Source organism: Listeria immobilis (assembly GCF_014322845.1).
GTDB classification, from domain to species: Bacteria; Bacillota; Bacilli; order Lactobacillales; family Listeriaceae; genus Listeria; species Listeria immobilis.
In genome coordinates, this window is the sequence record NZ_JAASUA010000007.1 from 103,845 (window position 1) to 129,593 (window position 25,749).

22 protein-coding genes and 1 tRNA gene are annotated in these 25,749 nt (G+C 36.1%); 22 read left to right on the top strand and 1 reads right to left on the bottom strand.

Annotated elements, in window-relative coordinates:
- Positions 1–39 precede the first annotated feature (39 nt).
- The 20 genes from uvrB to bcaP all read left to right on the top strand — a co-directional run bounded on the left by uvrB (position 40) and on the right by bcaP (position 23,900).
- Positions 40–2,016: an excinuclease ABC subunit UvrB gene (gene uvrB / locus HCJ45_RS10450; RefSeq protein ID WP_185345657.1), complete on the top strand. Its 1,977-nt coding sequence runs from the start codon at positions 40–42 to the stop codon at positions 2,014–2,016.
- 7 nt (positions 2,017–2,023) lie between these two features.
- Positions 2,024–4,891: an excinuclease ABC subunit UvrA gene (gene uvrA / locus HCJ45_RS10455; protein ID WP_187124754.1), complete on the top strand. Its 2,868-nt coding sequence runs from the start codon at positions 2,024–2,026 to the stop codon at positions 4,889–4,891.
- A gap of 225 nt (positions 4,892–5,116) precedes the next feature.
- Positions 5,117–6,367, top strand: coding sequence for a DUF4097 family beta strand repeat-containing protein (locus HCJ45_RS10460; RefSeq protein WP_187124755.1), 1,251 nt, complete (start codon positions 5,117–5,119; stop codon positions 6,365–6,367).
- Between the two features lie 64 nt (positions 6,368–6,431).
- Positions 6,432–7,631 (top strand): DUF4097 family beta strand repeat-containing protein, encoded by a 1,200-nt coding sequence (locus HCJ45_RS10465; RefSeq protein WP_187124756.1) that lies wholly within the window; start codon positions 6,432–6,434, stop codon positions 7,629–7,631.
- A 23-nt stretch (positions 7,632–7,654) separates the two neighbouring features.
- Positions 7,655–7,855, top strand: coding sequence for a PspC domain-containing protein (locus HCJ45_RS10470; RefSeq protein WP_185345649.1), 201 nt, complete (start codon positions 7,655–7,657; stop codon positions 7,853–7,855).
- Positions 7,856–7,863: 8 nt separating this feature from the next.
- Positions 7,864–8,217 (top strand): phage holin family protein, encoded by a 354-nt coding sequence (locus tag HCJ45_RS10475; protein ID WP_187124757.1) that lies wholly within the window; start codon positions 7,864–7,866, stop codon positions 8,215–8,217.
- Positions 8,218–8,401: 184 nt separating this feature from the next.
- Positions 8,402–9,340 carry an HPr(Ser) kinase/phosphatase gene (hprK, locus tag HCJ45_RS10480; RefSeq protein ID WP_003720795.1) on the top strand — a complete coding sequence of 313 codons (939 nt, stop codon included), beginning with the start codon at positions 8,402–8,404 and terminating at the stop codon, positions 9,338–9,340.
- Between the two features lie 87 nt (positions 9,341–9,427).
- Positions 9,428–10,261 carry a prolipoprotein diacylglyceryl transferase gene (lgt, locus tag HCJ45_RS10485; RefSeq protein ID WP_187124758.1) on the top strand — a complete coding sequence of 278 codons (834 nt, stop codon included), beginning with the start codon at positions 9,428–9,430 and terminating at the stop codon, positions 10,259–10,261.
- A gap of 32 nt (positions 10,262–10,293) precedes the next feature.
- Entirely contained in the window at positions 10,294–10,947 is a 654-nt protein-coding gene (gene ppaX, locus HCJ45_RS10490; RefSeq protein WP_187124759.1) for a pyrophosphatase PpaX, read from the top strand.
- A 3-nt stretch (positions 10,948–10,950) separates the two neighbouring features.
- Entirely contained in the window at positions 10,951–11,448 is a 498-nt protein-coding gene (locus HCJ45_RS10495; protein WP_185398070.1) for an acyltransferase, read from the top strand.
- Positions 11,449–11,763: 315 nt separating this feature from the next.
- A complete protein-coding gene (locus HCJ45_RS10500; RefSeq protein ID WP_185380722.1) occupies positions 11,764–13,239 on the top strand; it encodes a tetratricopeptide repeat protein in 1,476 nt (491 codons plus the stop codon).
- A 77-nt stretch (positions 13,240–13,316) separates the two neighbouring features.
- On the top strand, positions 13,317–14,276 hold the full coding sequence (trxB, locus tag HCJ45_RS10505) for a thioredoxin-disulfide reductase (protein WP_187124760.1): 960 nt from the start codon (positions 13,317–13,319) through the stop codon (positions 14,274–14,276).
- Positions 14,277–14,395: 119 nt separating this feature from the next.
- The gene (gene galE / locus HCJ45_RS10510; RefSeq protein ID WP_185345637.1) at positions 14,396–15,382 is read left to right on the top strand and encodes a UDP-glucose 4-epimerase GalE; all 987 of its coding nucleotides are present in this window, start codon (positions 14,396–14,398) and stop codon (positions 15,380–15,382) included.
- Between the two features lie 15 nt (positions 15,383–15,397).
- The gene (locus HCJ45_RS10515) at positions 15,398–16,468 is read left to right on the top strand and encodes an aldose epimerase family protein (RefSeq protein ID WP_187124761.1); all 1,071 of its coding nucleotides are present in this window, start codon (positions 15,398–15,400) and stop codon (positions 16,466–16,468) included.
- A gap of 45 nt (positions 16,469–16,513) precedes the next feature.
- Positions 16,514–18,244 carry a phospho-sugar mutase gene (locus HCJ45_RS10520; RefSeq protein ID WP_187124762.1) on the top strand — a complete coding sequence of 577 codons (1,731 nt, stop codon included), beginning with the start codon at positions 16,514–16,516 and terminating at the stop codon, positions 18,242–18,244.
- A 106-nt stretch (positions 18,245–18,350) separates the two neighbouring features.
- Positions 18,351–19,226: an RNase adapter RapZ gene (gene rapZ / locus HCJ45_RS10525; protein WP_185345631.1), complete on the top strand. Its 876-nt coding sequence runs from the start codon at positions 18,351–18,353 to the stop codon at positions 19,224–19,226.
- 1 nt (position 19,227) lies between these two features.
- Positions 19,228–20,196 (top strand): YvcK family protein, encoded by a 969-nt coding sequence (locus tag HCJ45_RS10530; protein WP_187124763.1) that lies wholly within the window; start codon positions 19,228–19,230, stop codon positions 20,194–20,196.
- Between the two features lie 7 nt (positions 20,197–20,203).
- Positions 20,204–21,175 (top strand): DNA-binding protein WhiA, encoded by a 972-nt coding sequence (gene whiA / locus HCJ45_RS10535; protein ID WP_185345627.1) that lies wholly within the window; start codon positions 20,204–20,206, stop codon positions 21,173–21,175.
- Positions 21,176–21,200: 25 nt separating this feature from the next.
- Positions 21,201–22,217, top strand: a complete 1,017-nt coding sequence (gene namA / locus HCJ45_RS10540) for an NADPH dehydrogenase NamA (RefSeq protein WP_187124764.1) — start codon at positions 21,201–21,203, stop codon at positions 22,215–22,217.
- 291 nt (positions 22,218–22,508) lie between these two features.
- Positions 22,509–23,900 (top strand): branched-chain amino acid transporter BcaP, encoded by a 1,392-nt coding sequence (bcaP, locus tag HCJ45_RS10545; protein ID WP_187124765.1) that lies wholly within the window; start codon positions 22,509–22,511, stop codon positions 23,898–23,900.
- 44 nt (positions 23,901–23,944) lie between these two features.
- Here bcaP and clpP read toward each other — a convergent pair whose 3' ends face one another.
- Positions 23,945–24,541, bottom strand: a complete 597-nt coding sequence (gene clpP, locus HCJ45_RS10550; protein WP_014093683.1) for an ATP-dependent Clp endopeptidase proteolytic subunit ClpP — start codon at positions 24,539–24,541, stop codon at positions 23,945–23,947.
- Positions 24,542–24,868: 327 nt separating this feature from the next.
- Here clpP and HCJ45_RS10555 point away from each other — a divergent pair.
- Both HCJ45_RS10555 and HCJ45_RS10560 read left to right on the top strand, forming a co-directional pair.
- Positions 24,869–24,940 (top strand) — tRNA-Arg (locus HCJ45_RS10555).
- 560 nt (positions 24,941–25,500) lie between these two features.
- Positions 25,501–25,740 (top strand): hypothetical protein, encoded by a 240-nt coding sequence (locus HCJ45_RS10560; RefSeq protein WP_187124766.1) that lies wholly within the window; start codon positions 25,501–25,503, stop codon positions 25,738–25,740.
- Positions 25,741–25,749: the final 9 nt, after the last annotated feature.

Consider the following 25,749-nt stretch of genomic DNA (forward strand, 5'->3'; position numbering starts at 1 on the left):
AGTCAAGATCGGACCAATATAAGATGGGGGGATTCCGAAGTGAAGGATAAATTTGAGTTAGTTTCTAAGTACAGTCCACAAGGAGATCAACCTAGGGCAATCGAACAATTAGTAACAGGCTTAAGAAAGGGCTTGAAACATCAAACTTTACTTGGGGCTACCGGTACAGGGAAAACATTTACTGTATCAAATGTGATTCAAGAAGTAAATAAGCCAACTCTTGTTATGGCTCACAATAAAACTTTAGCAGGGCAATTATACAGCGAATTTAAAGAGTTTTTTCCAAATAATGCAGTAGAATATTTTGTTAGTTATTATGATTATTACCAACCAGAAGCATACGTTCCACAGAGTGACACATATATCGAAAAAGATGCGAGTATCAATGACGAAATAGATAAGCTTCGTCACTCAGCAACTGCTGCGCTTTTTGAAAGACGAGATGTTATTATTATCGCCAGTGTATCTTGTATTTATGGTTTAGGTTCACCTATTGAGTATGGAGAAATGCTTGTTTCACTGCGAGTAGGTATGGAAATTAGTCGTGATCAACTACTTCGAAAACTAGTAGATATTCAGTATGATCGAAATGACATAGATTTTCAGCGCGGGCGTTTCCGTGTGCGCGGGGATGTGGTGGAAATCTTCCCAGCATCACGAGATGAACATTGTATGAGAGTAGAATTTTTTGGCGACGAAATTGAACGCATTAGAGAAGTAGATGCATTAACAGGCGAAATTATTGGAGAAAGAGAACATGTTTCCATTTTCCCTGCGTCTCACTTTGTTACACGACCAGATATTATGAAAAAAGCGATTGTAAATATAAAAGCAGAATTAGAAGAACGCTTAAAAGTTTTGCGAGCAGACAACAAACTACTCGAAGCGCAACGACTGGAACAGCGCACTAATTATGATTTAGAGATGATGGAAGAAATGGGCTATTGCTCAGGAATTGAAAATTATTCTCGCCATTTATCACTTCGACCTGCCGGAGTTACACCATATACGTTACTTGATTATTTCCCAGATGATTTCCAAATGGTAATTGATGAATCGCATGTAACAATGCCACAAATTCGCGGGATGTTTAATGGTGACCAAGCGAGAAAACAAATGTTAGTAGATCACGGTTTTAGACTTCCGAGTGCGCTAGATAACCGTCCCCTTCGATTAGAAGAATTTGAAAAGCATATTAATCAAATTATGTTTATCTCTGCCACACCAGGTCCATACGAACTAGAAAAAAATCCAGATGTTATTGAGCAAATCATTCGACCAACAGGATTGCTAGACCCAATAGTTGAAATTCGTCCAATTCAAGGACAAATTGATGATTTATTGGATGAAATTAATGATCGAGTAGAAAAAAATGAACGCGTGCTGATTACCACTTTAACAAAGAAAATGTCCGAGGATTTAACCAACTACCTAAAAGAAGCAGGAGTTAAAGTCCAATATCTTCATTCAGAAGTAAAAACATTAGAACGAATTGAAATTATTCGTGATTTACGACTAGGTGTTTACGATGTTATAGTCGGAATTAATTTGCTTCGTGAAGGAATTGATTTACCAGAAGTATCTCTGGTTGCCATTTTAGATGCTGACAAGGAAGGCTTTCTCCGTTCAGAACGTTCACTAATTCAAACTATGGGGCGTGCTGCACGTAACGAAAATGGTCGTGTAATCATGTATGCAGACAAAATGACAGATTCCATGCGAAATTCTATTAGCGAAACAGAACGACGCCGTGGAATCCAAATAGAATACAATGAAAAACATGGTATTACCCCAATGACCATCAAAAAAGAAATCCGTGGTATTATAGCAGCAACATCTGCCGCAGATGAAAGAGAAGCAATAAAACAACATGATTTAAGTAAAATGTCTAAGAAAGAACGCGATGTCTTCATTGAAGGTATGGAACATGAAATGAAAGAAGCAGCCAAAGCACTTGATTTTGAACGCGCTGCTGAATTGCGTGATGCTTTACTGGAAATAAAAGCGGAAGGATGAAGCAAAATTGAATAAAGATAAAATAGTAATTCAGGGTGCGAGAGCCCACAACTTAAAAAACATTGATATAGAAATCCCAAGAGATAAGTTAGTTGTTATGACTGGCTTATCTGGATCAGGAAAATCTTCGCTAGCTTTTGATACCATTTACGCGGAGGGACAAAGACGTTATGTGGAATCATTATCTGCTTATGCACGACAATTTTTAGGGCAGATGGATAAACCAGATGTGGATTTAATTGAAGGTCTTAGTCCGGCAATTTCTATTGATCAAAAAACAACAAGTCGTAATCCACGTTCTACAGTTGGGACAGTGACAGAAATTCATGACTATTTACGACTATTATTTGCACGCGTGGGACATCCAATTTGTCCTAATCATGGTATTGAAATCACATCGCAGACAATTGAACAAATGGTGGATCGTGTGCTGGAATATCCTGAAAAAACACGCATTCAAATTATGGCACCAATCGTTTCCGGAAAAAAAGGAACACATAAAAAAACAATAGAAGAAATAAAAAAAGAAGGCTATGTAAGAATTCGCGTTGATGGTGAAATATACGATATCAATGATGAAATCGAAATAGAGAAAAATAAAAAGCATTCTATCGAAATTATTATTGACCGAATTGTTATTAAAGAAGGAATTAACACTCGCTTATATGATTCCATTGAAGCGGCTCTTCGCTTAGCAGATGGTTATGCGGTTGTAGATATTATGGGCGAAAAAGAACTACTATTTAGTGAGCATTATGCCTGCCCATATTGTGGTTTTTCAGTAGGTGAATTAGAGCCAAGAATGTTCTCTTTTAACAGTCCTTTTGGTGCTTGTCCGACTTGTGATGGGTTAGGAACAAAGTTAGAAGTAGATGTGGATACCGTGATTCCTGATAGAAGCTTATCACTTAACGAAGGAGCAATTATTCCTTGGCGTCCAATCAGTTCTCAATATTATCCACAAATGCTAGCTTCAGCATGTAAAGAATTTGGTATTGATATGGATAAACCATTTGAGCAACTATCTAAAGAAGATATGGACATCATTTTGAATGGCTCTAAAGATAAAGAATTTTATTTTGAATACAAAAATGATTTTGGAATGACACGTGAAACATGGATTCCTTTTGAAGGCATATTACCGAATATTGAACGACGCTACCGAGAAACAAACTCCGACTTCACCCGGGATCAAATGGCGCAATATATGACAGATTTACCTTGCCCAACTTGTAAAGGCTACCGCTTAAAAGAAGAAACACTTTCTGTAAAAGTAAATAATCATCATATTGGTCAAATTAGCGAGTTTTCCATTAACGAAGCATTAGCATTTTTTGATAGTCTAGCGCTTTCTGAAAAAGAAACACAAATTGCTGCACCAATCTTTAAAGAAGTCCGTGCACGATTAGGTTTCTTAAAAAATGTTGGGCTTGACTATTTGACGATGAGTCGTGCAGCGGGTACTTTATCTGGAGGAGAAGCACAGCGGATTCGTCTCGCAACACAAATTGGTTCAAGGTTAACAGGTGTACTTTATATCCTTGATGAACCATCTATTGGGCTTCATCAACGGGATAATGACCGTTTAATCAGCACATTACAAAGTATGCGTGATATTGGTAATACACTTATTGTTGTAGAACATGATGAAGACACGATGATGGCAGCTGATTATCTTATTGATATTGGCCCGGGTGCAGGTGAGCATGGCGGACGAATTGTTGCAGCAGGTACGCCAGAAGAAGTTTCCAATAATAAAAATTCCATTACTGGTGACTATTTGTCCGGCAAGAAATTCATCCCAGTTCCAGCAACACGTAGAAAAGGAAACGGACTTGAATTAGAAATAATTGGTGCAAAAGCCAACAACTTAAAAAATGTTAACACTAAAATTCCATTAGCAACTTTTTCATGTGTAACTGGGGTTTCGGGTTCAGGTAAAAGTTCTCTTGTAAATGAAGTACTTAGAAAAGCATTAGCAAGAAAACTAAATAGAAATCATGCAAAACCTGGGGAACACAAAGAAATCAAAGGAATTGAAAACTTGGAAAAAATCATTAATATTGATCAGTCACCTATTGGAAGAACTCCACGTTCCAATCCTGCGACTTATACAGGGGCATTTGATGATATTCGTGACCTATTTGCTAGTACTAATGAAGCCAAAGTTCGTGGCTACAAAAAAGGTCGATTCAGTTTTAACGTAAAAGGTGGAAGATGTGAAGCTTGCAAAGGTGATGGCATCATTAAAATCGAAATGCACTTTTTACCTGATGTCTATGTTCCTTGTGAAGTCTGTCATGGGAAACGATACAATGGTGAAACATTAGATATTCGTTATAAAGGAAAAAACATTGCAGAAGTTTTAGAAATGACAGTAGAAGAGGGCTTGGAATATTTTACTAACCAACCAAGAATAGCAAGGAAGTTACAAACAATAGTTGATGTGGGGCTTGGATATATTCGTCTAGGGCAACCGGCAACCACACTGTCAGGAGGAGAAGCACAACGCGTTAAGCTTGCCTCTGAACTGCACAAACGCAGCAATGGGAAATCATTCTATATTCTGGATGAACCAACAACTGGTTTGCATGCAGATGATATTGGTCGCCTTCTAAAAGTACTTCAAAGACTGGTAGAAGAAAATGGCGATACAGTTCTCGTTATCGAACATAATCTCGATGTTATTAAACAAGCAGATTACTTGATTGATTTAGGACCAGAAGGCGGGGACGGCGGCGGCCAAATTATTGCAACGGGGACTCCTGAAAAAATTGCTCGCTCGAAAAAGTCCTATACAGGTAAATATTTAAAACCCATTTTAGAACGCGATAAAGAAAGAACAGCAACAAAAATTTCTTCTGTTCAAAAATAATATTGAATCTCGCTTATTATTTAATAAGCGGGATTTTTATGTATAATAACCGTAAGAAAAAGATGATTACCAAACCACCCAAAGTCTAAACAAATAATCATCCTCTGGTTGTATGACAGAAATTATCTTTTCCTTCATAATAGAGACATAGATAAAACAGATAGCTCACTTGCCAATAAAAGCAAGACTAAAATAGTTTATCCGAAAGTATAGGAGGAAATGAAAATGGAAAACGAACGCAAACGTATTCTAGAATTAGTAAAACAAGGTATTATTTCGACAGAAGAAGCACTTACTTTACTTGAAAACATTTCTAAAAAAGAAGGTAAATCTGCTGCCACAGAAAATATCCGTCGTTCCACAGCACCAGCAGAAGAAGTGGAAGAAGAGCTAGAAGAAGAACCAACATTTGATTATAGTAAAGGATGGAATAATCAAGGTAATCCATATACCGCTCCAAAAAGACGCCAAAGACGCCCGGAACCAAGCGAAGATAATAAACAACAAGAAAAACAAAATGAAAATAATTCGAAAAATCAAGATGATTCCATGCGCAATATGGTGAACGACCTATCCCAAGCAGGTGAAAAAATCGGTTCATTCTTAAATAGCGCTTTTAAACAAGTGAAAGATATGCCGTTCCCGTTCTTAACATCTACAAAAATCGAACGAGATTTCGTTTATCATGATACAACACTTTCCATTCTAGAGTTTGAAATTGCCAATGGGAATGTAGAATTTAAACCTTCAGATACAGATGATATTAAAGTTCATGCGATGATTAAACTTTTCAAAGAGTACCCTGAAGATGAAGCTCTTAAAATATTCTTTGATAAAACCACTTTACGCGTAGACGAAGAAACATTACGCTTCGAATCTACCTCTAAACAAATCGTTACAAACTTAACTGTGTATTTACCACGTAGAGAATATGATTATGTTTCTGTTAAAATGCTAAATGGAAACTTCCATATGGATGAGTTATCAGGACGAGACTTATTTGTTAAAACAACAAATGGAAATATAAGTATTGGAACATTAAATGCAACATTAGCCGAAATTGAATCTATCAATGGCAATGTACGCATCCAAAATGGTGAAATTCGTGATGTTGCACTTAAAACTTTTAATGGTAATGTAGCAGTAAAAGGTAATTACTACTCCACTAATTTACAAACTAAGAATGGGAATGTTAACTATCAATTAACTGGTAACGAAGCAACCTTCTTAAAAGCGAAGACTGGTGCTGGTAATATTGAAGTACTTGTTCCTACTACAATTGGTGTAGATGGTCGTTTCCATACTAATCTAGGGAAATTACTTTTAGACTTAAAAGGTGCAGAAATACTTGAATCAAAAACAGAATCTGTAAGTAAATCGATTGTGTTCACTAAATTACCAGATGCAGCTGATTCTTCCCTTAAAATCGAAGCAGAAGCAACAACTGGTTCCGTGAAAATTCGTGAAGCAAAATAATTTGAAATCTAGCGCAAGGAAAGCGCGCTAGATTTTACATAGAAATTAGAAAGGAAGAACTAGCATGGATAAAAAACTAAGAAGATCAAGGGTAGACCGGAAAGTCGGTGGTGTTTTAGGTGGCTTGGCAGAGTTTTTAGGTATTGATGCCACACTACTACGACTTATATATATTGTAATTGCTATTATTACGATGAAGACTGGTATTGCAATTATCGCTTATATCATTGCCTTGTTTGTGATTCCTTCTGCTGATACAAGTAACGAAGAAGTTATAGAACGGCACCGTCGCCGCGTGGAGGAGAAAAGAAGACGCCATGCAGGACGTAATGAGGCAAGACAGGAAGTGCGAGAAGCAATGAGAGAAAGACACAACCATATGCATAAAAATAACCATTCCCATAATCAGCCAAGAAGAAAAGAAGAGCGGCCACGACCAGTGCGTGAATTTAATTTTGACAATGTGACATTCCGTTCTTTTACAATTAGAATAGCGACAGGCGATGTGATTATCCGTTCTTGGGATAAAGATCAAATAAAAGTTCGTGCTGTATTAGCCGTACATGAAAAAGCACGCTCCATCCGTCAATTAAGTGAAGAAAAATTATGGGATTATTTCTTTAGCCAAACAATGCTAGATATTTCTTCAGATAGTTTCATTTTTGAATCTAAAAATGAATTATTAAAAACAGATTTAGTTATTACTATTCCAAAACGTTTATATGAACAAGTGAAGATTCAGTTACTCAATGGGAACTTAAAATATGATGATACAGCGGCAGAAGATGCTATCATCAAAACACGTCATGGAGACATTCGTTCTTCGGGAGCTAGCGGTAAATTCCTTAGTACAGAATCAGCAGACGGAGAAATTTTCTTTAAACGTAGTACTGTTGAAAACGTTGATATGTCAACAGCTAAAGGAGATATTGCACTCCAAGGTAATTTCCTTACGACAATCGCCAAAGCTGCTCAAGGTGATGTGGAATATATTCTAGAAAATGAAACATCTTCAGCTGCAGATCTTGAGGCATTAAATGGAGATATTCGCATTCAAATTCCACCAACTTGGAATGTTGATGGCACACTTGGCACTAAAAAAGAAAAAATTTATTTCGATTTAAAAAATGCAAAAATTTGGGATGATGCTGAAAGAACCTTTGTATTCACCCAGAATGCGGAAGAAATAAGTATGGCAACACTACAAGCAAAAGTTGGAAATGGAATAATCAAAGTTTCTGAACTCGAAAATAAAAGTGTTTAATAACACGAAAGGAAGGGAAAACAATGAGAAAGTTATATAAATCTTCATCACAAAAAATGATTAGTGGTGTCTGTGGTGGACTTGCAGAGTATTTTGGAATTGAAGTAACGATTATTCGTTTAATCTGGGCAGGCCTAGCATTATTTGCTGGCGGTGGAATTCTTCTTTACATTATCGCTGCAATCATAATTCCGAAAGCAACCCCTGAATCTGAATGGGAGTGAACTAAATTATGCGTTGGATTATTGGCGTAATCATCAACTCGGTACTTTTTGTAGCATTATCAGGATTCTTTACAAGCTTTCACGTAGATGGATTCAAAACAGCGCTACTAGCGAGTTTTATATTAGCAATTCTTAATATGCTAATTCGCCCTATCTTACTACTTTTGACTTTACCAATCAATATTTTCACATTAGGGCTATTTACATTTGTTATTAATGCACTGATGCTTGAACTAACAACTTTCTTTATTGGAGATTCCTTCCAATTTGATAGTTTTGGGACAGCACTTATTATCGCTGCGATTATGGCATTTGCAAATATGATTATCAATTCCGTTTTATGGAGTAAAAATGAACATTAAACATTCCAGCTACATCTTGAAGTCAAATTGGCTTTGAAGTGTAGCTGGTTTTGCTATGTAGAGCCATTTAGAAAGAAAGAACTAGCTTGATTCCCTCGAAAGTGCTAAAATGAGAAAGAGCTTTGTAAATAATATTTTATAGAAAATAGTGACGGACTTTTATAATTCATTTGGAGGTACTTGCATGACAAAATCGGTTACAGTAAAGGATTTAGTAGAACGACTTAATTTAGAATTAATTTGTTCAGAAAAGGGACTTGAACGGCCAATTTTAACAAGTGATTTATCTAGGCCAGGTTTGGAACTCACAGGATTTTTCTCCTATTATCCAGAAGATCGAGTGCAACTTTTTGGAATGACAGAAATTTCTTTTTCAGAGGGCATGGAACCAGAAGAACGACTTAAAAGATATCGACAAATGTGTACAAAGCGAACTCCAGCTTTTGTGATTTCCAGAAATTTAGAAGTACCAAAAGAGTTAGTGGAGGCGGCAAAAGAAGCTGGTATTCCTGTGCTTCGTTCGCGCCTTAAGACGACACGTTTATCCGTTTATATTACAAATTACTTGGAAAGTAGATTGGCACCAGTAATTTCTATGCATGGCGTTTTAGTGGATATATATGGTTTGGGTGTTTTAATTACAGGTAGTAGTGGCGTTGGTAAAAGTGAAACGGCATTAGAACTTGTAAAACGCGGCCATAGACTGGTAGCCGATGATAATGTTGAAATCCGCCAAGAAGATGAAATGACATTAATTGGCTCTTCACCAGCAATTATTGAACATTTACTAGAGATACGTGGACTTGGAATTATAAATGTAATGACATTGTTTGGAGCGGGTGCAGTTCGCTCGAGTAAGAAAATAACAATTGTTGTGCACCTTGAAAATTGGGATCCAGATAAGCATTATGATCGTGTTGGATTAGATCAAGAGAAAACAAAAATCTTTGACATGGATATTCCAAAAATTACTGTCCCAGTTCGTCCAGGGCGAAATTTATCTGTTATCATTGAGGTAGCGGCAATGAACTTCCGCTTGAAAAATATGGGTTATAATGCGGCGGAACAATTTACACAAGACCTTAACAATTTAATAGGTCATAATAGTAGTATGAATGATTAAATAAATATAGAGAATATCTCCGCAGCCTAACAGAAATTAAAATAACTTTGTTTGGTTGCGGAGTTGTCTTTTGAAAGTAGGGGAACTATGGAAAATGGTATACAGCCACTTGATCCGGTGGCAATTCAACTGGGAAATATTTCTGTTAAATGGTATGGGGTAATTATTGCTTCGGCTGTTGTGATTGCACTTATTCTTGCCTTAAGCGAGGCAAGTAAACGTAAAATGGATAAAGAAATCATTGTTGATTTACTTATATGGGCGATTCCAATTTCCATTATTAGTGCACGGATATATTATGTTGTTTTTGAATGGGATTTTTACAAGAATAATTTAAGTGAAATTGTGAAGATTTGGCATGGAGGTATTGCGATTTATGGAGCTTTAATTGGAGCAGTACTAACAGCAGTTATTTTCTCTAGGATAAAGAAAATTTCGTTTTGGCAATTAGCAGATGTGGTCGCTCCAAGTTTAATAATTGCACAAGCGATTGGTCGTTGGGGAAACTTTATGAATCAAGAAGCTCATGGGGCAGAGACAACTAGGACTTTTCTTGAAAACTTACATTTACCAGAGTTTATTATCAACCAGATGTACATAGATGGCGCTTATTATCAACCCACATTCTTATATGAAAGTCTATGGAATGTACTAGGATTTATTATATTATTAATTATTCGCCGCACGAAAATACGGCGCGGGGAGCTTTTCCTTAGTTATGTAATTTGGTATTCATTTGGGAGATTCTTTATTGAAGGAATGCGGACAGATAGTTTGATGTGGGGCGATTTCCGAGTTTCACAAGTGTTGTCTGTATTATTAATTATTTTATCAATTGGAATAATTGTATATCGTCGTCTAAAAATGAATCCACCTTATTATATGGAAGATAAGTACGGAAAAATAACGAAGAAAAAATAAAGTTTTAAGTTTGTTCTAGAAAGGAAGAAATTATGACTGAGAAAATTACTACCTTGTTGTTTGACTTAGATGGCACGCTGATAAATACAAATGAGTTGATTATTAAAACTTTTCAAGCGACGTTTCAAGAATTTTTACCTGATCGTGTTTTTACAAGAGAGGATATTTTACCATTTATTGGCCCTTCATTGATGGAAACATTTCGTGAAATAAATCCAACACATGCAGAAGAAATGCGCGTTTTTTATCGTGAATACAATTTAAAGCATCACGATGATTTGATTTTGGAATATGATGGAGTTTATGAAGCAATTCGAACTTTATATGAAGAGGATTATAAATTAGGAATTGTTTCAACAAAAATGTACGATACAATTATGCGTGGTCTAAAAGTGACAGGATTAGATAAATTTTTCCAAGTGGTGATTGGATTAGATCAAGTATCTAATGCTAAACCAGATCCAGAAGGTATTGAGATGGCTCTGTCTTTACTTAATGCAACAAAAGAAGAGGCAATTATGATTGGTGATAATTATCATGATATTGAAGCGGGGAAAAATGCAGAAACATTAACTGCTGGCGTAGCATGGGCAATCAAAGGACCAGAACACTTAGCACAATTTCAACCAGACTTTATGTTAACAAAAATGGGTGACTTGCTTGCGATTGTTAGGGACGAGGAATAAATTTTGAGACGGCTAGAGAAACTAAAAGCTCCTGATAAAAAAGTCAATACGCTATTTCAAGTATACAAAACGGTTTCCTTTTTTAGAGCGGTAAAAAACACAATGGTTATTGAGTTTGGTCGTTTTTTTCCGTGGATGGGAGGCAAACGACGAATTTATCGCGCGTGCTTAGGAATGAAAATTGGTGAAAAGACAGCAATTGCATATAAAGTAATGCCAGATTTATTTTTTCCTGAGAAGATTTCTATTGGTGCGAATTCGATTATTGGCTATCAAACAACTATTTTAACGCATGAATATTTGATTGCTGAATATTGTATTGGTGAAGTAGTTATTGGGGACAATGTGATGATTGGCGCGAATGTAACTATTCTGCCAGGTGTTACAATTGGAGACGGAGCAGTTGTTGGTGCAGGAGCTGTCGTTTCAAAAGATATACCAGCAGAAAGTTTTGCATATGGGAATCCTTTAATAATCAAAGAACAAACTATCCCAAAATAAAGGTGATAGTAAATTAGCCTCTTAATATGTCTAATGAAAGCTTATCCATGATGTTTATTCTGACTTCATGGGTAAGTTCTTTTTATTTTCCTTCACTCTAAAATGGTAAATGATAGTTACGCTTAAAGGAATTTAATTAATGTTAAAAAGAAAAATTGCTTAATTATCGGGTCATAAAATAATGCGGATTATATGAGTGGAATTCTTGAACTTGTTGTTTGAAGAAGCTGCTACAATTAAGTCTTTTTTTGTCGCCCAAAGTAATAAATTCTGTGTTATACTCATTAGGATAAGGAAATTGTTGGGGGTGGAAAAATGGACGAAAACAAAAAAATATCTGCGAAAATCTATCCATTTTATCCGAATGGGCAATTTTATTTTGAGCGTGGTGTAGAAGCATTTCGCGATCAACGCATTAAAGAAGCTATTCGCTACTTGATACGTGCTTCAGAACTTGAGCCGGGAGAGTCAGTAATTATTTGTCAACTCGCGATTTGTTATACAGAAATAGGACAATTCCATAAATCTAATCAATTAATTAGAGATATTCTAGAAAATCGTAATGGGAATATGGATTATTGCTACTATTTTATTGCTAATAATTTTGCTTATATGAAAGATTATAGACGTGCGCTCCAATATGCGAACCGCTATTTAGAAATGTCTCCAGAAGGTGATTATGCGGAAGAAGCTCGTGATTTAATAGAGGTCTTACTTGAAGAAACTCCTTTTGGTGAAACATTAGAAAATGGTTTTTCAAAGTTAGAACAAGAATTTTATGCTTATAAAAAAGAAATTAATCGTCATTTGGCAGAAGAGGATAGCGCCTCAGCATGTGATATTTTAAAAAAAGTAATTGATGAAAAGCCAAATTTTTGGCCGGCTTATAATCAACTAGCGTCACTTTATTTTGAACAATTGAAAGAAGCGGAAGGTGTCAAAGTTTTAAGTGATTTGCTTGAAAGAAACCCTGGAAATCTTTTAGGGCTTTGTGATTTCTTTGTATATCATTTCTATAAAGGTCATAGAGAAGTCGCTGATGCACTTTATGCTGATTTGCGTGATGTATTACCAGTTCTTTCGCATCATAAAGAAAAACTTGGACTGATTCATGCGATGATGGGCAATTACAAGGAAGCAGACGATTTACTTGAACAAGTAGCTGATTTGGAAGTTAATGAACGCAGCAAATATTACTATTATCGTGCCAAAGCGGCTTACTATATAGGTGAAGTGGAAGATGCAAAGCTTTTTTGGCATTCTTTTTTAGAGTGCGATTTATATGAGGATGTTAGATTTCCCTGGGAAAAAGAAATCGATTTAACGAATGATACGCGCTATATATTAGAGATGCTTCAATCGGAGGATGAGTTAACACATCTATTGGGTGTTTATGCACTAACTGTTTCTAGTAACCGTCCAGAATTAATGTTATTTCACCCATTGCTTGATATGAGTAAATGGTCATATATGGAGCATTTAATTTTTACCGATTTTGATTATTTTCCAGATGGTGATGTAGAGCAAAATTGCTTTTTAATTACGAAGGCAATGAACACACTTCGAGAAAATGGTGTTTTGTTTAATAAGGAAAATCTGTCTTTATATAGTACAGTGTTTTCATTAGTTTTACATGATAGACGAAATGAGTTAATTCTTGGATGTTACACTATTCAAATTGTTGCTACTGCCATTGCGTATGTATTTTTACCAGAATTAAAACTTACCATGACAGACGAGCTAAATTACCATAAGTGTGCAAAAGAGATACAGCAAATTCTGAGCAGATAAATAGACCTTTTTGCTATTCCGTATTAGGATTAATTTAGGCTAACTATAGTGCGAACATAAATGAGGAGGGCGAAATGATGGCTAGTGAAGAAAAAATTTATGATGTGATAATTATTGGTGCGGGACCAGCTGGGATGACAGCAGCTCTTTATACTTCCCGTGCAGATTTAGATACTTTAATAATTGAACGTGGTGTACCAGGCGGACAAATGGTAAATACTGCTGAGGTAGAAAACTATCCAGGATTTGATAGCATCTTAGGACCAGATTTGTCTGATAAAATGCTTAGCGGTGCAAAACAATTTGGCGCTGAGTATGCATATGGTGATATTAAAGAAGTCATTGATGGCAAAGAATTTAAAACAGTAACAGCTGGTTCGAAAACATATAAGGCTCGTGCGATTATTATTGCTACAGGCGCTGAGCATCGAAAACTTGGCTCAGCAGGTGAAGAAGAGCTTAGTGGACGCGGTGTATCCTACTGTGCGGTCTGTGATGGAGCCTTCTTTAAAGGACGAGAGCTAATTGTTGTTGGTGGTGGCGATTCTGCTGTAGAAGAAGGAACTTACTTGACTCGCTATGCCAATAAAGTAACTATTATTCATCGTCGTGATAAACTACGCGCGCAACAAATTTTACAAGATCGAGCTTTTAAAAATGAAAAAGTAGATTTTATTTGGAATAGTACGGTAGAAGAAATTATTGGTGATGGGAAGAAAGTCACTGGAGCTAAACTTGTATCAACAGTGGACGGTTCTGAATCGATTATGCCAGTGGATGGTATCTTTATCTATGTTGGACTTGTACCATTAACAAAAGCGTTCTTGAATCTAGGTATTACAGATGATGAAGGCTATATTATAACGGATGAAGAAATGCGTACAAATCTTCCAGGTATTTTCGCAGCAGGAGATGTTCGTGCTAAAAGTTTACGCCAAATCGTGACTGCAACCGGTGACGGCGGACTTGCTGGACAAAATGTACAAAAATATGTGGAAGAACTAAAAGAAGAATTAGAAACAGAAGCGGCAAAATAAAGTATTGATATGGAAAATGGGTCTAAGGTTATTAATCTTAGACCCATTTTTGCGTGACTAGATAGACTAGAGTAGTGTAGAATAGAATGAAAAGAATCAGGTTAGGAGAGATAAACAAAATGAGTATTGTTGTTCTTGGAGGAGCCGGATATATTGGTTCTCATGCAGTAGATGAGTTAATTAATAGAGGTTATAAAGTAGTAGTCATTGATAATTTAAGAACGGGGCATAAGGAGTCCATTCATAAAGAAGCCATTTTTTATGAGGGGGATATTCGTGATAAAGCATTTTTGCAAACCGTTTTTGAACGTGAGGAAGTGGAGGGTGTAATTCATTTCGCTGCTAGTTCGCTTGTTGGTGAATCAATGGAAGAGCCCTTGCCCTATTTAAATAATAATGTATATGGAACACAAATTTTGTTGGAAGTGATGGAAGCGTTTAAAGTGAAGCATATTGTCTTTTCTTCTAGCGCAGCAACATACGGAGAGCCTGAGAAGGTGCCAATTACAGAAGATATGTTAACAAATCCTGAAAGCACCTATGGAGAAACAAAATTAATAATGGAAAAAATGATGAAGTGGTGCGATAAAGCCTATGGAATGAAATATGTTGCGTTGCGTTATTTTAACGTTGCAGGAGCAAAAGCAGATGGCTCTATTGGCGAAGACCATCAACCAGAGTCGCACCTTGTACCAATTATTTTACAAGTAGCGCTTGGTCAAAGAGAAAAATTAGCTATTTACGGAGATGATTATAATACTCCAGATGGTACATGTATCCGTGATTATGTCCATGTGGAAGATTTAATTGATGCGCATATTCGAGCAATGGAATATTTGAAAAACGGAGGCGAAAGTAATATTTTCAATTTAGGTAGTAGTAACGGTTTTTCTGTGAAAGAAATGTTAGATGCGGCTCGTATAGTTACTGGAAAAGAAATTCCTGCTGAAGTGGTAACAAGACGAGCGGGAGATCCGGGAACACTAATTGCTTCCAGTGAAAAGGCGCGAGATATACTTGGTTGGACCCCTATATATACAGATGTGAAAGATATTATCGCAACAGCATGGAAATGGCATGTATCACACCCAAATGGCTATAAATAAAATAGAAGAAAGAACGTGATTCTCATCAAAGTAATAAAACAGCATTTTGGCGAATTTAAAGGCGAAACAGTTTGGCAGTGGACATTAACAAATGACCATGGAATGAAAATGAGTGTGTTAAATTTTGGAGCAATAGTTACCTCGATAGAAACGGCGGATAAATTTGGTGAGTTTGCGAATATTAGCCTTGGTTTTTCAAACTTAGATGATTATCTGGCTTTCTCCCCTTATTTTGGTGCAGTGGTTGGTCCTGTTGCAGGGCGAATTACAAAAGGGCAATTTGAATTAGAGGGGGAGCAATTTCAGCTATCCATAAATGATGGTAATAATTCTCTTCATGGTGGAAAAGCAAACTTTAGTAAAAGAATGTGGGATGTTGCTATTGAAGAACAACCAGATCAAATTATTATGAAGTTTCAATATCAGTGGCCAGACGGAGAAAATGGCTATCCTGGAAAAATAGAAACAAAAATGAGCTATATATTAAATAATAAAAATGAATGGCTGATTGATTATGAGGCAGAGACGGAGAAACCAACTATTTATAATCCATCTAACCATATTTACTTTAATTTAACTGGAGATAATGGTTCCACTGTTTTAGAACATCAGCTTAAGGTTAATAGTGAGCAATATGTGCCTTTAGATGGTGAAACGCTCCCGATAGGAGAAATTTGGTCAGTAAAAGATTCGGTTTTTGATTTACGGGAAGAAACTAAAATTGCTGAGATAGTTAGTAGTTCAGATGAGCAAATAAAAATAGTCGGAGCAGGTCTAGATCATGCTTTTATTTTAAAACATGAAAAGGAACAGCCAGACGCAATCTTAGTAGATCCTAAATCAGGTAGATGTGTGGAAATGGAAACGACATCAGATGCGGTGGTAATTTATACAGCAAATAGTTTGGCAAGTAAATTTAACATTGCTGGAGTACCTGTTCCCAAATATGCAGGAATAACGATGGAAACGCAAGGCTTGGTAGATGCAATTAATCAACCGGGTTTTGGAGATATTGTGCTTAGACCTGGTGAGAAATTTGTTGCAAGAACTACTTTCCGTTTTACAGTGGGTGGACGAGATAAATAGAACCTGTTAAAATCAAAGAAACGAGTATGCTAAGGAGTGTGACTAATGAACTGGCAAAATGAATATCAAAATTGGACTAAAAATAAAATGTTAGATGAGTCCTTAAAGGCTCAATTAAATAAAATAGCTACTGATGAAAAAGAATTAGAAGATAGTTTTTACCGAGATATGGAATTTGGTACAGCGGGAATGCGCGGAGTACTTGGTGCAGGGATAAATCGGATGAATATTTATACAATCCGAAAAGCTTCATTTGGTTTAGCTCAGTTTGTAGCTGAAAATGGAGAAGAAGCAAAAAAACGCGGAATAGTAATAGCTTATGATCCGCGTCATATGTCACGTGAATTTGCTTTTGAGTCAGCTGCTGTATTAGGAGAACATGGTATTAAAAGTTATGTTTTTGAGGCACTTCGCCCAACTCCAGAGCTGTCATTTGCTGTTCGTTATTTAAATGCTTTCGGGGGAATTGTTATCACAGCTAGCCATAATCCGCCTGAATACAATGGTTACAAAATATATGGAGAAGATGGCGGGCAAATGCCACCAAATGGCGCAAAAGCAGTGACTGAATACATAGAGTCTGTCAAAGATATTTTTTCTGTCAAAGTAGCAGATCAAGACGAACTAATGAAACAGGGTTTACTAGAAGTGATTAGTGAAAAAGTGGATCGTCCTTATTTGGAAAGGTTAAAGGAAGTCATCGTCAATAAAGAACTAGTTCGTGCAAATGGAACGGATTTAAAAATTGTTTTTACGCCGCTTCATGGTACTGGTGGGATTTTAGGTGTTCCTGCGCTTGAAAGTGTTGGATTTACTAATATTATTAAAGTAGCTGAGCAATTTGTAAATGACCCGGACTTTGGTACAGTGAAATCGCCAAATCCTGAAAATCGCGAGGCATTCTTACTTGCCATTGAATATGGTAAAAAGAACGGTGGAGATATTTTAGTAGGAACAGACCCAGATGCTGACCGATTAGGAGTAGCTGTGCGTAATCATGCAGGAGACTACGAAATTTTATCTGGCAATCAAATTGGTGCCATTATTTTACATTACTTATTAAAACAAAAGAAAGCTCAAAATGAATTGCCAGAAAATGCTGCGGTATTGAAATCAATTGTAACGAGTAACCTTGGAACAGAAATTGCTAAACATTATGGTGTTGAAATGATCGAAGTACTAACAGGATTTAAATTTATTGCTGAACAGATTAAACAATTTGAACTTACTGGCAAACATACTTTTGAGTTTGGTTATGAAGAAAGTAATGGCTATATGGTGAAGTCGTTTACTCGAGACAAAGATGCTATCCAAGCTGTTTTAGCAATTTCAGAGGTGGCGCTTGTTTGTAAAACAGAAGGTCGCACGCTATTAGATGAATTAGACCAAATTTATGCGGAGTTTGGCTATTATAAAGAAGATCTTGTGTCGTTAACTTTAAGTGGAAAAGATGGTTCCGAGCGTATTAAAGAGATTACAAGTGGTTTTAGAGAACAACTTCCAACAAGTATGGGTGGCTATAAAATCGAACGCGCAGAGGATTATTTAAGAAGTGAAACAACGTGGATTGCTTCTGGTGAAACAGCAACAATTAAGCTACCAACTGCAGATGTGATAAAATGTTATTTAGAAGATGGTTCCTGGTTTGGTTTACGCCCATCTGGCACAGAGCCGAAAATCAAGTTTTACTTTAGCATTTGCGGAGAAAACGAGGAAGAAAGTACAACCAAACTAGAAAAAATTAAGACGGATTTGCTTACCTATATTGAGGCTTAAAAATAAAATCCCGGAAATGCTCTTTGGAGACTTTTCCGGGATTTTCTAGTAAGAAGTGTGCTAAAATGGTAGGTAGATATATTTTGTGCGAAAGGATGAGGCATTTATGGCTTCTAAACAATTAAAATTAGTAATTATTACTGGGATGTCTGGAGCAGGTAAAACAGTTGCAATGCAGTCCTTAGAAGATCTCGGTTATTTTTGTGTAGATAATTTGCCGCCAAGTTTACTTCCGAAATTTTGGGAGTTAATGAAAGAAAGCGATAAAATGGATAAAATCGCGCTAGTAATGGACCTACGCGGAAGAGAGTTTTTCGATTCCATTGAACCAGCGCTTGATGAATTAGATAATACCAATTTTATTACAACGAAAATTCTCTTTTTAGAAGCGGATGATAAGGTGCTTGTTTCGCGTTATAAAGAAACACGTCGGCACCACCCACTAGAGCCAAATGGTTCTGTACTGGATGGAATTAATGCGGAACGTGAACTGCTTAGCGATTTAAAAGGACGGTCTCAATTAGTAATTAACACTTCCAATATGGCTCCACGAGAGTTGCGCGAACGAATTAATAATGAATTTCAAACAGAAGATAAAGATGTTTTCAATGTGCAACTAATGTCTTTCGGTTTTAAATATGGTATTCCAATTGATGCAGATTTAGTATTTGATGTACGGTTTTTACCGAATCCACATTATATTGACAAAATGCGCCCGCTTACTGGCTTAGATGAAGATGTCTATGAATATGTGATGAAATGGCCAGAAACACAAACCTTTTTAGATAAATTAATAGACTTATTAATGTTTACACTTCCGTTTTATAAAAGAGAAGGTAAAACACAACTTGTGATTGCAATCGGATGTACTGGAGGGCAACATCGTTCAGTCGCTTTAACAGAGTTTGTCGGAAGAGCTATTCAGCAAAAATATGAAACAACGATCTCACATCGAGATATGAAACGTAGAAAGGATCGTTAATATGAGAAACGAAATGAAACCGAAAGTAGTCGTTATAGGCGGCGGCACAGGTCTTCCAGTAGTTTTAAAAGGATTAAAGCGAAAAGATATTCATCTGACAGCAATTGTTACAGTAGCAGATGATGGTGGAAGTTCTGGTAAGATTCGTGAGCAAATGGATGTGTTACCACCGGGAGATATTCGGAATGTTATGCTTGCTTTGTCCAATGTTGATCCGCGTGTGGTAGATTTGTTTCAGTACCGTTTTGCTGTTGATGGCGATCTTTCTGGACATGTTATTGGCAATCTGATTTTAACGGCTTTATCGCAATTGAATGATAGTTATGTGGATGCAATTAATGTTCTTGCTACCGTGCTAAAAATCCGTGGAAAAGTTATTCCGGCGACAGATCAACCGTTAATTTTGAGCGCAGAGATGGAAGATGGTTCGATTGTTCATGGTGAATCTCTTATCCCTTTACAAGGAAAACATATTAATCGCGTATTTATTGAACCTGAAAATGTGAAACCATATCCAACAGCAGTTGCGGCTGTAAAAGAAGCAGATTTAATTGTTATTGGTCCGGGAAGCTTATATACTAGTATTTTGCCTAATTTATTATTAACAGAACTAACAAATGAAATCATAGCAAGTAAAGCGCCAAAAGTCTATATTACCAATATTTTAACGCAAATTGGAGAGACCGACTTCTTTTCAGATGCAGACCATATTAAAGTTATTCACGAACATGTTGGTAAATCTTTTATTGATAAAACGTTGATTAATACCACAACAGTACCGAAAGAATTGCTATTTCCAGAAGATGTTACTCAAGTAGAACATAATGCAAAAGAAATAGAGGATCTTGGAGTAGAAGCCATTTATCAAGATTTTCTTTCGACAGAAGATGGACTTGTACGTCATGCTGCTGATAAGGTGGCAGATGCACTTTTAGCAATATTACCTAATAAAAAAATGGAAAAGGAGTGAGTCAGCCATGTCATTTGCATCGGAGACAAAGAAAGAATTAACTCATATGGACGTAAGTGATAGCGATGCAAAAGTGGAACTCGCAGCTTTTATTCGAATGAATGGTGCAATCTCGTTTTCTAATCAATTAGTCATAATGGATGTTCAAACGGAAAATGCCGCTATTGCTAGACGAATGTACCAATTATTAAAAGATTTATATGAAGTTCCAATTGAGCTTCTTGTTCGTCGGAAAATGAAACTCAAAAAAAATAATGTCTATATTGTTCGATTAAAGTCTGGGACACGAGGGATTCTGGAAGATTTACGAATTCTCGAACCACCAATGACGTTTACCAAATCAATTGATAGGGGATTTGTTAAGAAAAGAAGTGCCAAACGTGCTTATTTGCGTGGTGCATTTTTAGCAAGTGGCTCTGTTAATAATCCAGAAACTTCTTCCTATCATTTAGAAATTTTTTCGGTTTATGAGGAACATAACGAAGCAATATGCGCATTGTTGAATCAATTCGACCTTAATGCGCGAACACTTGAACGGAAAAATGGTTATATTACTTATTTGAAAGAAGCGGAAAAAATCACAGAGTTTTTAAGTATTATTGGAGCAACAAGCGCACTTCTGCATTTTGAGGATGTTCGAATTATGCGCGATATGCGAAATTCTGTGAATCGGCTAGTGAATTGTGAAACCGCCAATTTAAATAAAACTATTAATGCAGCTGTTCGACAAATTGATAATATTAAATATATTCAAGCGACAGTTGGTTTAGAAGCTTTACCCGAACGTTTGCGTGAAATCGCGGCACTACGGATCGCCAATGAGGATGTAACGTTAAAAGAATTAGGTGAAATGTTAACAACAGGTCAAGTAAGTAAATCTGGAATTAACCATCGTCTTCGTAAACTTGATCAAATTGCCGAACGTTTAAGAAGTGGAGAATCTCCTTCTCAAGTAGGTTTAAAAGTTAGTAATAGTTAAATAAAAGAAAAGGATGCGAATTAGAATGTCAAAATTATTTTCAGAATATAAGTTAAAAGATGTAACATTAAAAAACAGAGTAGTTATGTCACCAATGTGTATGTATTCAGTAGAAAATAAAGACGGAATCGCAACAGATTTTCATTTTGCTCACTACGTTTCTAGAGCAGCTGGTGGAACGGGACTTGTAATTTTAGAAGCTACTGCAGTGCAGGAAGTAGGGCGGATTTCAGAGTTTGATTTAGGTTTATGGAATGATGAACAAGTTCCAGCACTAAAACGAATTGTTGACGGTTTACATTATCATGGCGCAAAAGCAGGAATTCAACTTGCTCATGCGGGTAGAAAAGCTGTTATACCGGGAGAAATAGTGGCACCATCAGCTATTGCCTATGATGAAAAATCAATCAAACCAACAGAATTAACAAAAGAAGCTATTAAAGAGGTGGTTGCTGATTTTAAGCGGGCAGCTTTTCGGGCTAAAGAAGCTGGCTTTGATGTAATTGAAATTCATGCGGCTCATGGTTATCTAATTCATCAATTTCTTTCGCCTATTACAAATCGCCGGGAAGATAATTACGGTGGCCCTGCTGGTAATCGCTATAAAATTTTAAGTGATGTTATTAAAGCTATTAAAGAAGTTTGGGACGGTCCGATTATTGTCCGAGTTTCTGCAACGGATTATGCTCATGGTGGTCTGCAATTGGAAGACCATATTCCTTTCGCTAAATGGATGAAAGCAGATGGGGTTGAGTTAATTGATGTTAGTACAGGCGGGCTTGTTAATGTAGCGCCACCTGTTTTCCCAGGTTATCAAGTGCCATTTGCCGATGAAATTCGTCGTGGAGCTGGAATTGCAACCGGAGCGCTTGGCTTGATAACTCGTGGAGAACAAGCCGAAGAAATTTTATGTAATGAACGTGCAGATTTAATAATTATTGGGCGTGAATTACTGAGAAATCCTTATTTTGCAAAAGACGCAGCTCAAGCATTAGGTGAAACAATCGAAGCACCTAAACAATACTCTCGAGCTTGGAAATAAAAGAAGAGACTTGAAATCCCAATGATAAAGTGGATTTCAAGTTTTTTTATTTAATGGTATATGTATATATTTTTTTCAATAATAGAATAAATCACATGGAATGAGCGAATGGTGGTTGTAATCGCTTTTTCAAGTTTCATACCATAAAGCAGTCATTTTTGTATGTTTTTATACAAATATGGTGTATTTTTTAATTTATTTATGTTAGTATGGATAATGGTTTTCATGTTAGTTTTAAAAGAAATAGAAGGGAATTAACTGAAAATTGAAATTTGAGGAGGCGGAATTTTTATGGTAAAAGTTAATTCTTTTTTTAGAAAAAAGAGTTTTCATAACCCAGAAAAAGACAAACATCATTTGAACAAGACTTTGGGAGCATTTGATTTAACGATGCTAGGAGTTGGAGCAGTTGTTGGTGGGGGGATATTTATTCTTCCCGGGGAAGTTGCTTCTGTAATAGCAGGTCCAGGAATCGTTATTTCTTTTATAATTGCAGGAATTGCCTGTTGTTTGGCGGCGCTTTGTTATTCAGAGTTTGCTTCTAAATTACCAGTTGCTGGTAGTGCGTATACATATAGCTATCATGTGTTTGGCGAGGGAATTGCTTGGATACTCGGTTGGTCACTTATTTTAGAATATGGTTTGGCAGTTGCTGCTATTGCGAGTGGTTGGTCTTCTTATATGAAGAGTTTACTAGCAGGCTTTAACTTACACATACCAACAGTTATATCATCAGCGTATAATCCAAGTGCAGGAACTTATTTTGATTTAATGGCTTTTTTAGTAATTATGGTAATTGGAATTTTACTTAGTTTTGGTATTCGTGAATCCACTCGTGTCAATAATATTATGGTTTTAGTGAAAATTGCAGTAGTTGTATTATTTATTATTGTTGGTGCATTTTATGTTAAGCCTGATAACTGGACACCGTTCTTACCTTTTGGAGTACAGGGAGTAATTACTGGTGCTTCTACTGTGTTTTTTGCATATATCGGTTTTGATGCTGTTTCAAGTGCAGCAGAAGAAGTGAAGAATCCGCAACGAAATATGCCAATTGGGATTATTTCATCGCTTGCTGTTTGTACCTTGCTTTATATATTGCTTTCGGCAGTATTAACGGGCGTTGTTCCTTACACTGATTTAGTGGGTGTTAGTGCACCAGTTGCATTTGCACTTCAAGCAATTAATCAAAACTGGATTGCAGGCTTGCTTTCAGTTGGAGCAATAGTTGGGATGACAACCGTTGTTTTAGTTATGTCTTATGGTGGTACTAGGTTATTATTTGCGATGGGCCGTGATGGTTTATTACCAAAATCATTTTCAAAAATTGGTAAAAATGATACACCAGTTAGAAATACAATGATTTTTGCTACTGTAATGGGTTTAATAGCTTCAGTAGTTCCAATGAAAGATTTAGCTCAATTAATCAATATTGGCACATTATTCGCCTTTGCAATGGTCTCCATCGGGATTTTCTTTTTACGTCGAAATCCAGATCTTAATAAAAAAGGATTTAAAACACCATTTTATCCGGTTGTCCCAGCGCTTTCCTTTTTATTATGTGTCTATTTAATGCTTAATTTATCAAAAACGACTTGGATTGCTTTTGGTATTTGGTTTGTACTAGGAATTATTGTATACACATTTTACGGAAGAAAACATTCCGTCATTCGATTAAAATAAGACAATAAAAAAGTGGTTCTGCGTAAGCAAAACCACTTTTTTGATTAACCTTTTAAACCAGCTTTATTAACAATAATATCATCAATTAAACCATAATCTTTGGCTTCTTGTGCAGTCATAAAATTATCACGATCTGTGTCGCGAGCAATAACTTCATATGGTTGCCCTGTTTTTTCAGCCATAATTGTATTCATACGTTCTTTGATTTTTAAAATATGACGAGCAGCAATCTCAATTTCTGTTGCTTGACCTTGCGCACCGCCAAGTGGTTGGTGAATCATAATTTCAGCATTTGGCAAGGCAAAACGTTTACCATTTGCGCCTGCTGTAAGTAAGAATGAACCCATAGAAGCTGCCATTCCCATACCGATTGTTTGTACATCAGCTTTAACGAAATTCATTGTATCATAAATTGCCATCCCTGCTGAAATGCTTCCTCCTGGAGAATTGATATAAAGGAAAATATCTTTTTCAGGATCTTGTGCATCTAAAAATAATAACTGGGAAACGATAGAGTTAGCAACGTTATCATCAATTGCAGAGCCTAACATAATAATTCTGTCTTTTAATAAACGAGAATAAATGTCATATGCGCGTTCACCGCGGCTAGTTTGTTCAATTACTGTTGGAATTAAGTTCATATCAAGATTCCTCCTGTTAAATGTGAATTAAAATTAACTTTGTATCTATCATACACTAATGGTCAAATTAGGTCAAATAATAAAGTTCGAACCCAGAAATAAAGTGGGATTTAACTAAAAAAACGGAAAACTGTATAAAGTGAAACGGTTTAAAAGATTAAAGAACAACGAATTATGCAAACTAAACTGTTTATAGATAGTTGGAAGAACAATAATTGGTAAGTTAATAGGCACATAAGCTGTTTTAGCTCAAAATAAAGCTTGTAAAACCTTCTTTTTTTCGCTATAATTACTATTCGTACGATAATAATATTATGTGTACATAAAGCCCTCGTGGTGCAACGGATAGCACGTAAGATTCCGGTTCTTAAAATGGGGGTTCGATTCCCTCCGAGGGCAGTATTTCAACTAAAAAAACATTTTATAAATGACGTTAAAGTTAGCTTTATCAAAGCATTCAGCCGTTTATAAAATGTTTTTTATTTTGTTCTATTTTCCTTTTTTCACCCTGTTTTTTACAAATTTTTTACATTTTTTTATATAGTAAGTTCCCGATTGAATTGTTCTGATGTTCTTTTTTCATTTAGTGTTCTAATTTTAGAACTGACGTGATTATAGTACTTCATTGTTAGGTTAATGTCCGACGCGTTCAGACGCATATATAATAATCATACCCACTTCAAAACACTGTACGATGTGCGTATGTCGTAAGTTTATGCTTACAATATTTTTTAATTTCCCCTAACACACTCGTTAGGGCTTTTTTATGAGAAAAATAGTATAGGCAGTAGTATTATAATGACTGAAAATTAAAAATTGCATCCAAAAAATAGGGGGAACGCCCTTTTTTAGTCGTTCATGACAAGAATCGGACATTTTATTATATTTTTGATTATACATTCGCTTTTCATGCTACACTTATTTTGAAAACTAGTTTTTACATAAGGAGAAATATAATCATGAGAAAGAATTTTTTAATGAAAGTGATAATACAATTGCTTGTCGGATTTTTGATAATAACTCCGCTTGCACATGTATCCGCAGCAGAGGAAAAGGTTGGAACATCTCCAATTCTTACGCAAAGTGAGGTTGAAAATAGTGTGCAATGTAGTAGTGAAGCATTATCGACTGAATTTATAGTTAAAGATCAAAATACCCCAAATAGTCAAGAAAGACCACTTTTAAAAAGTGCCAGCTAATACACAAGG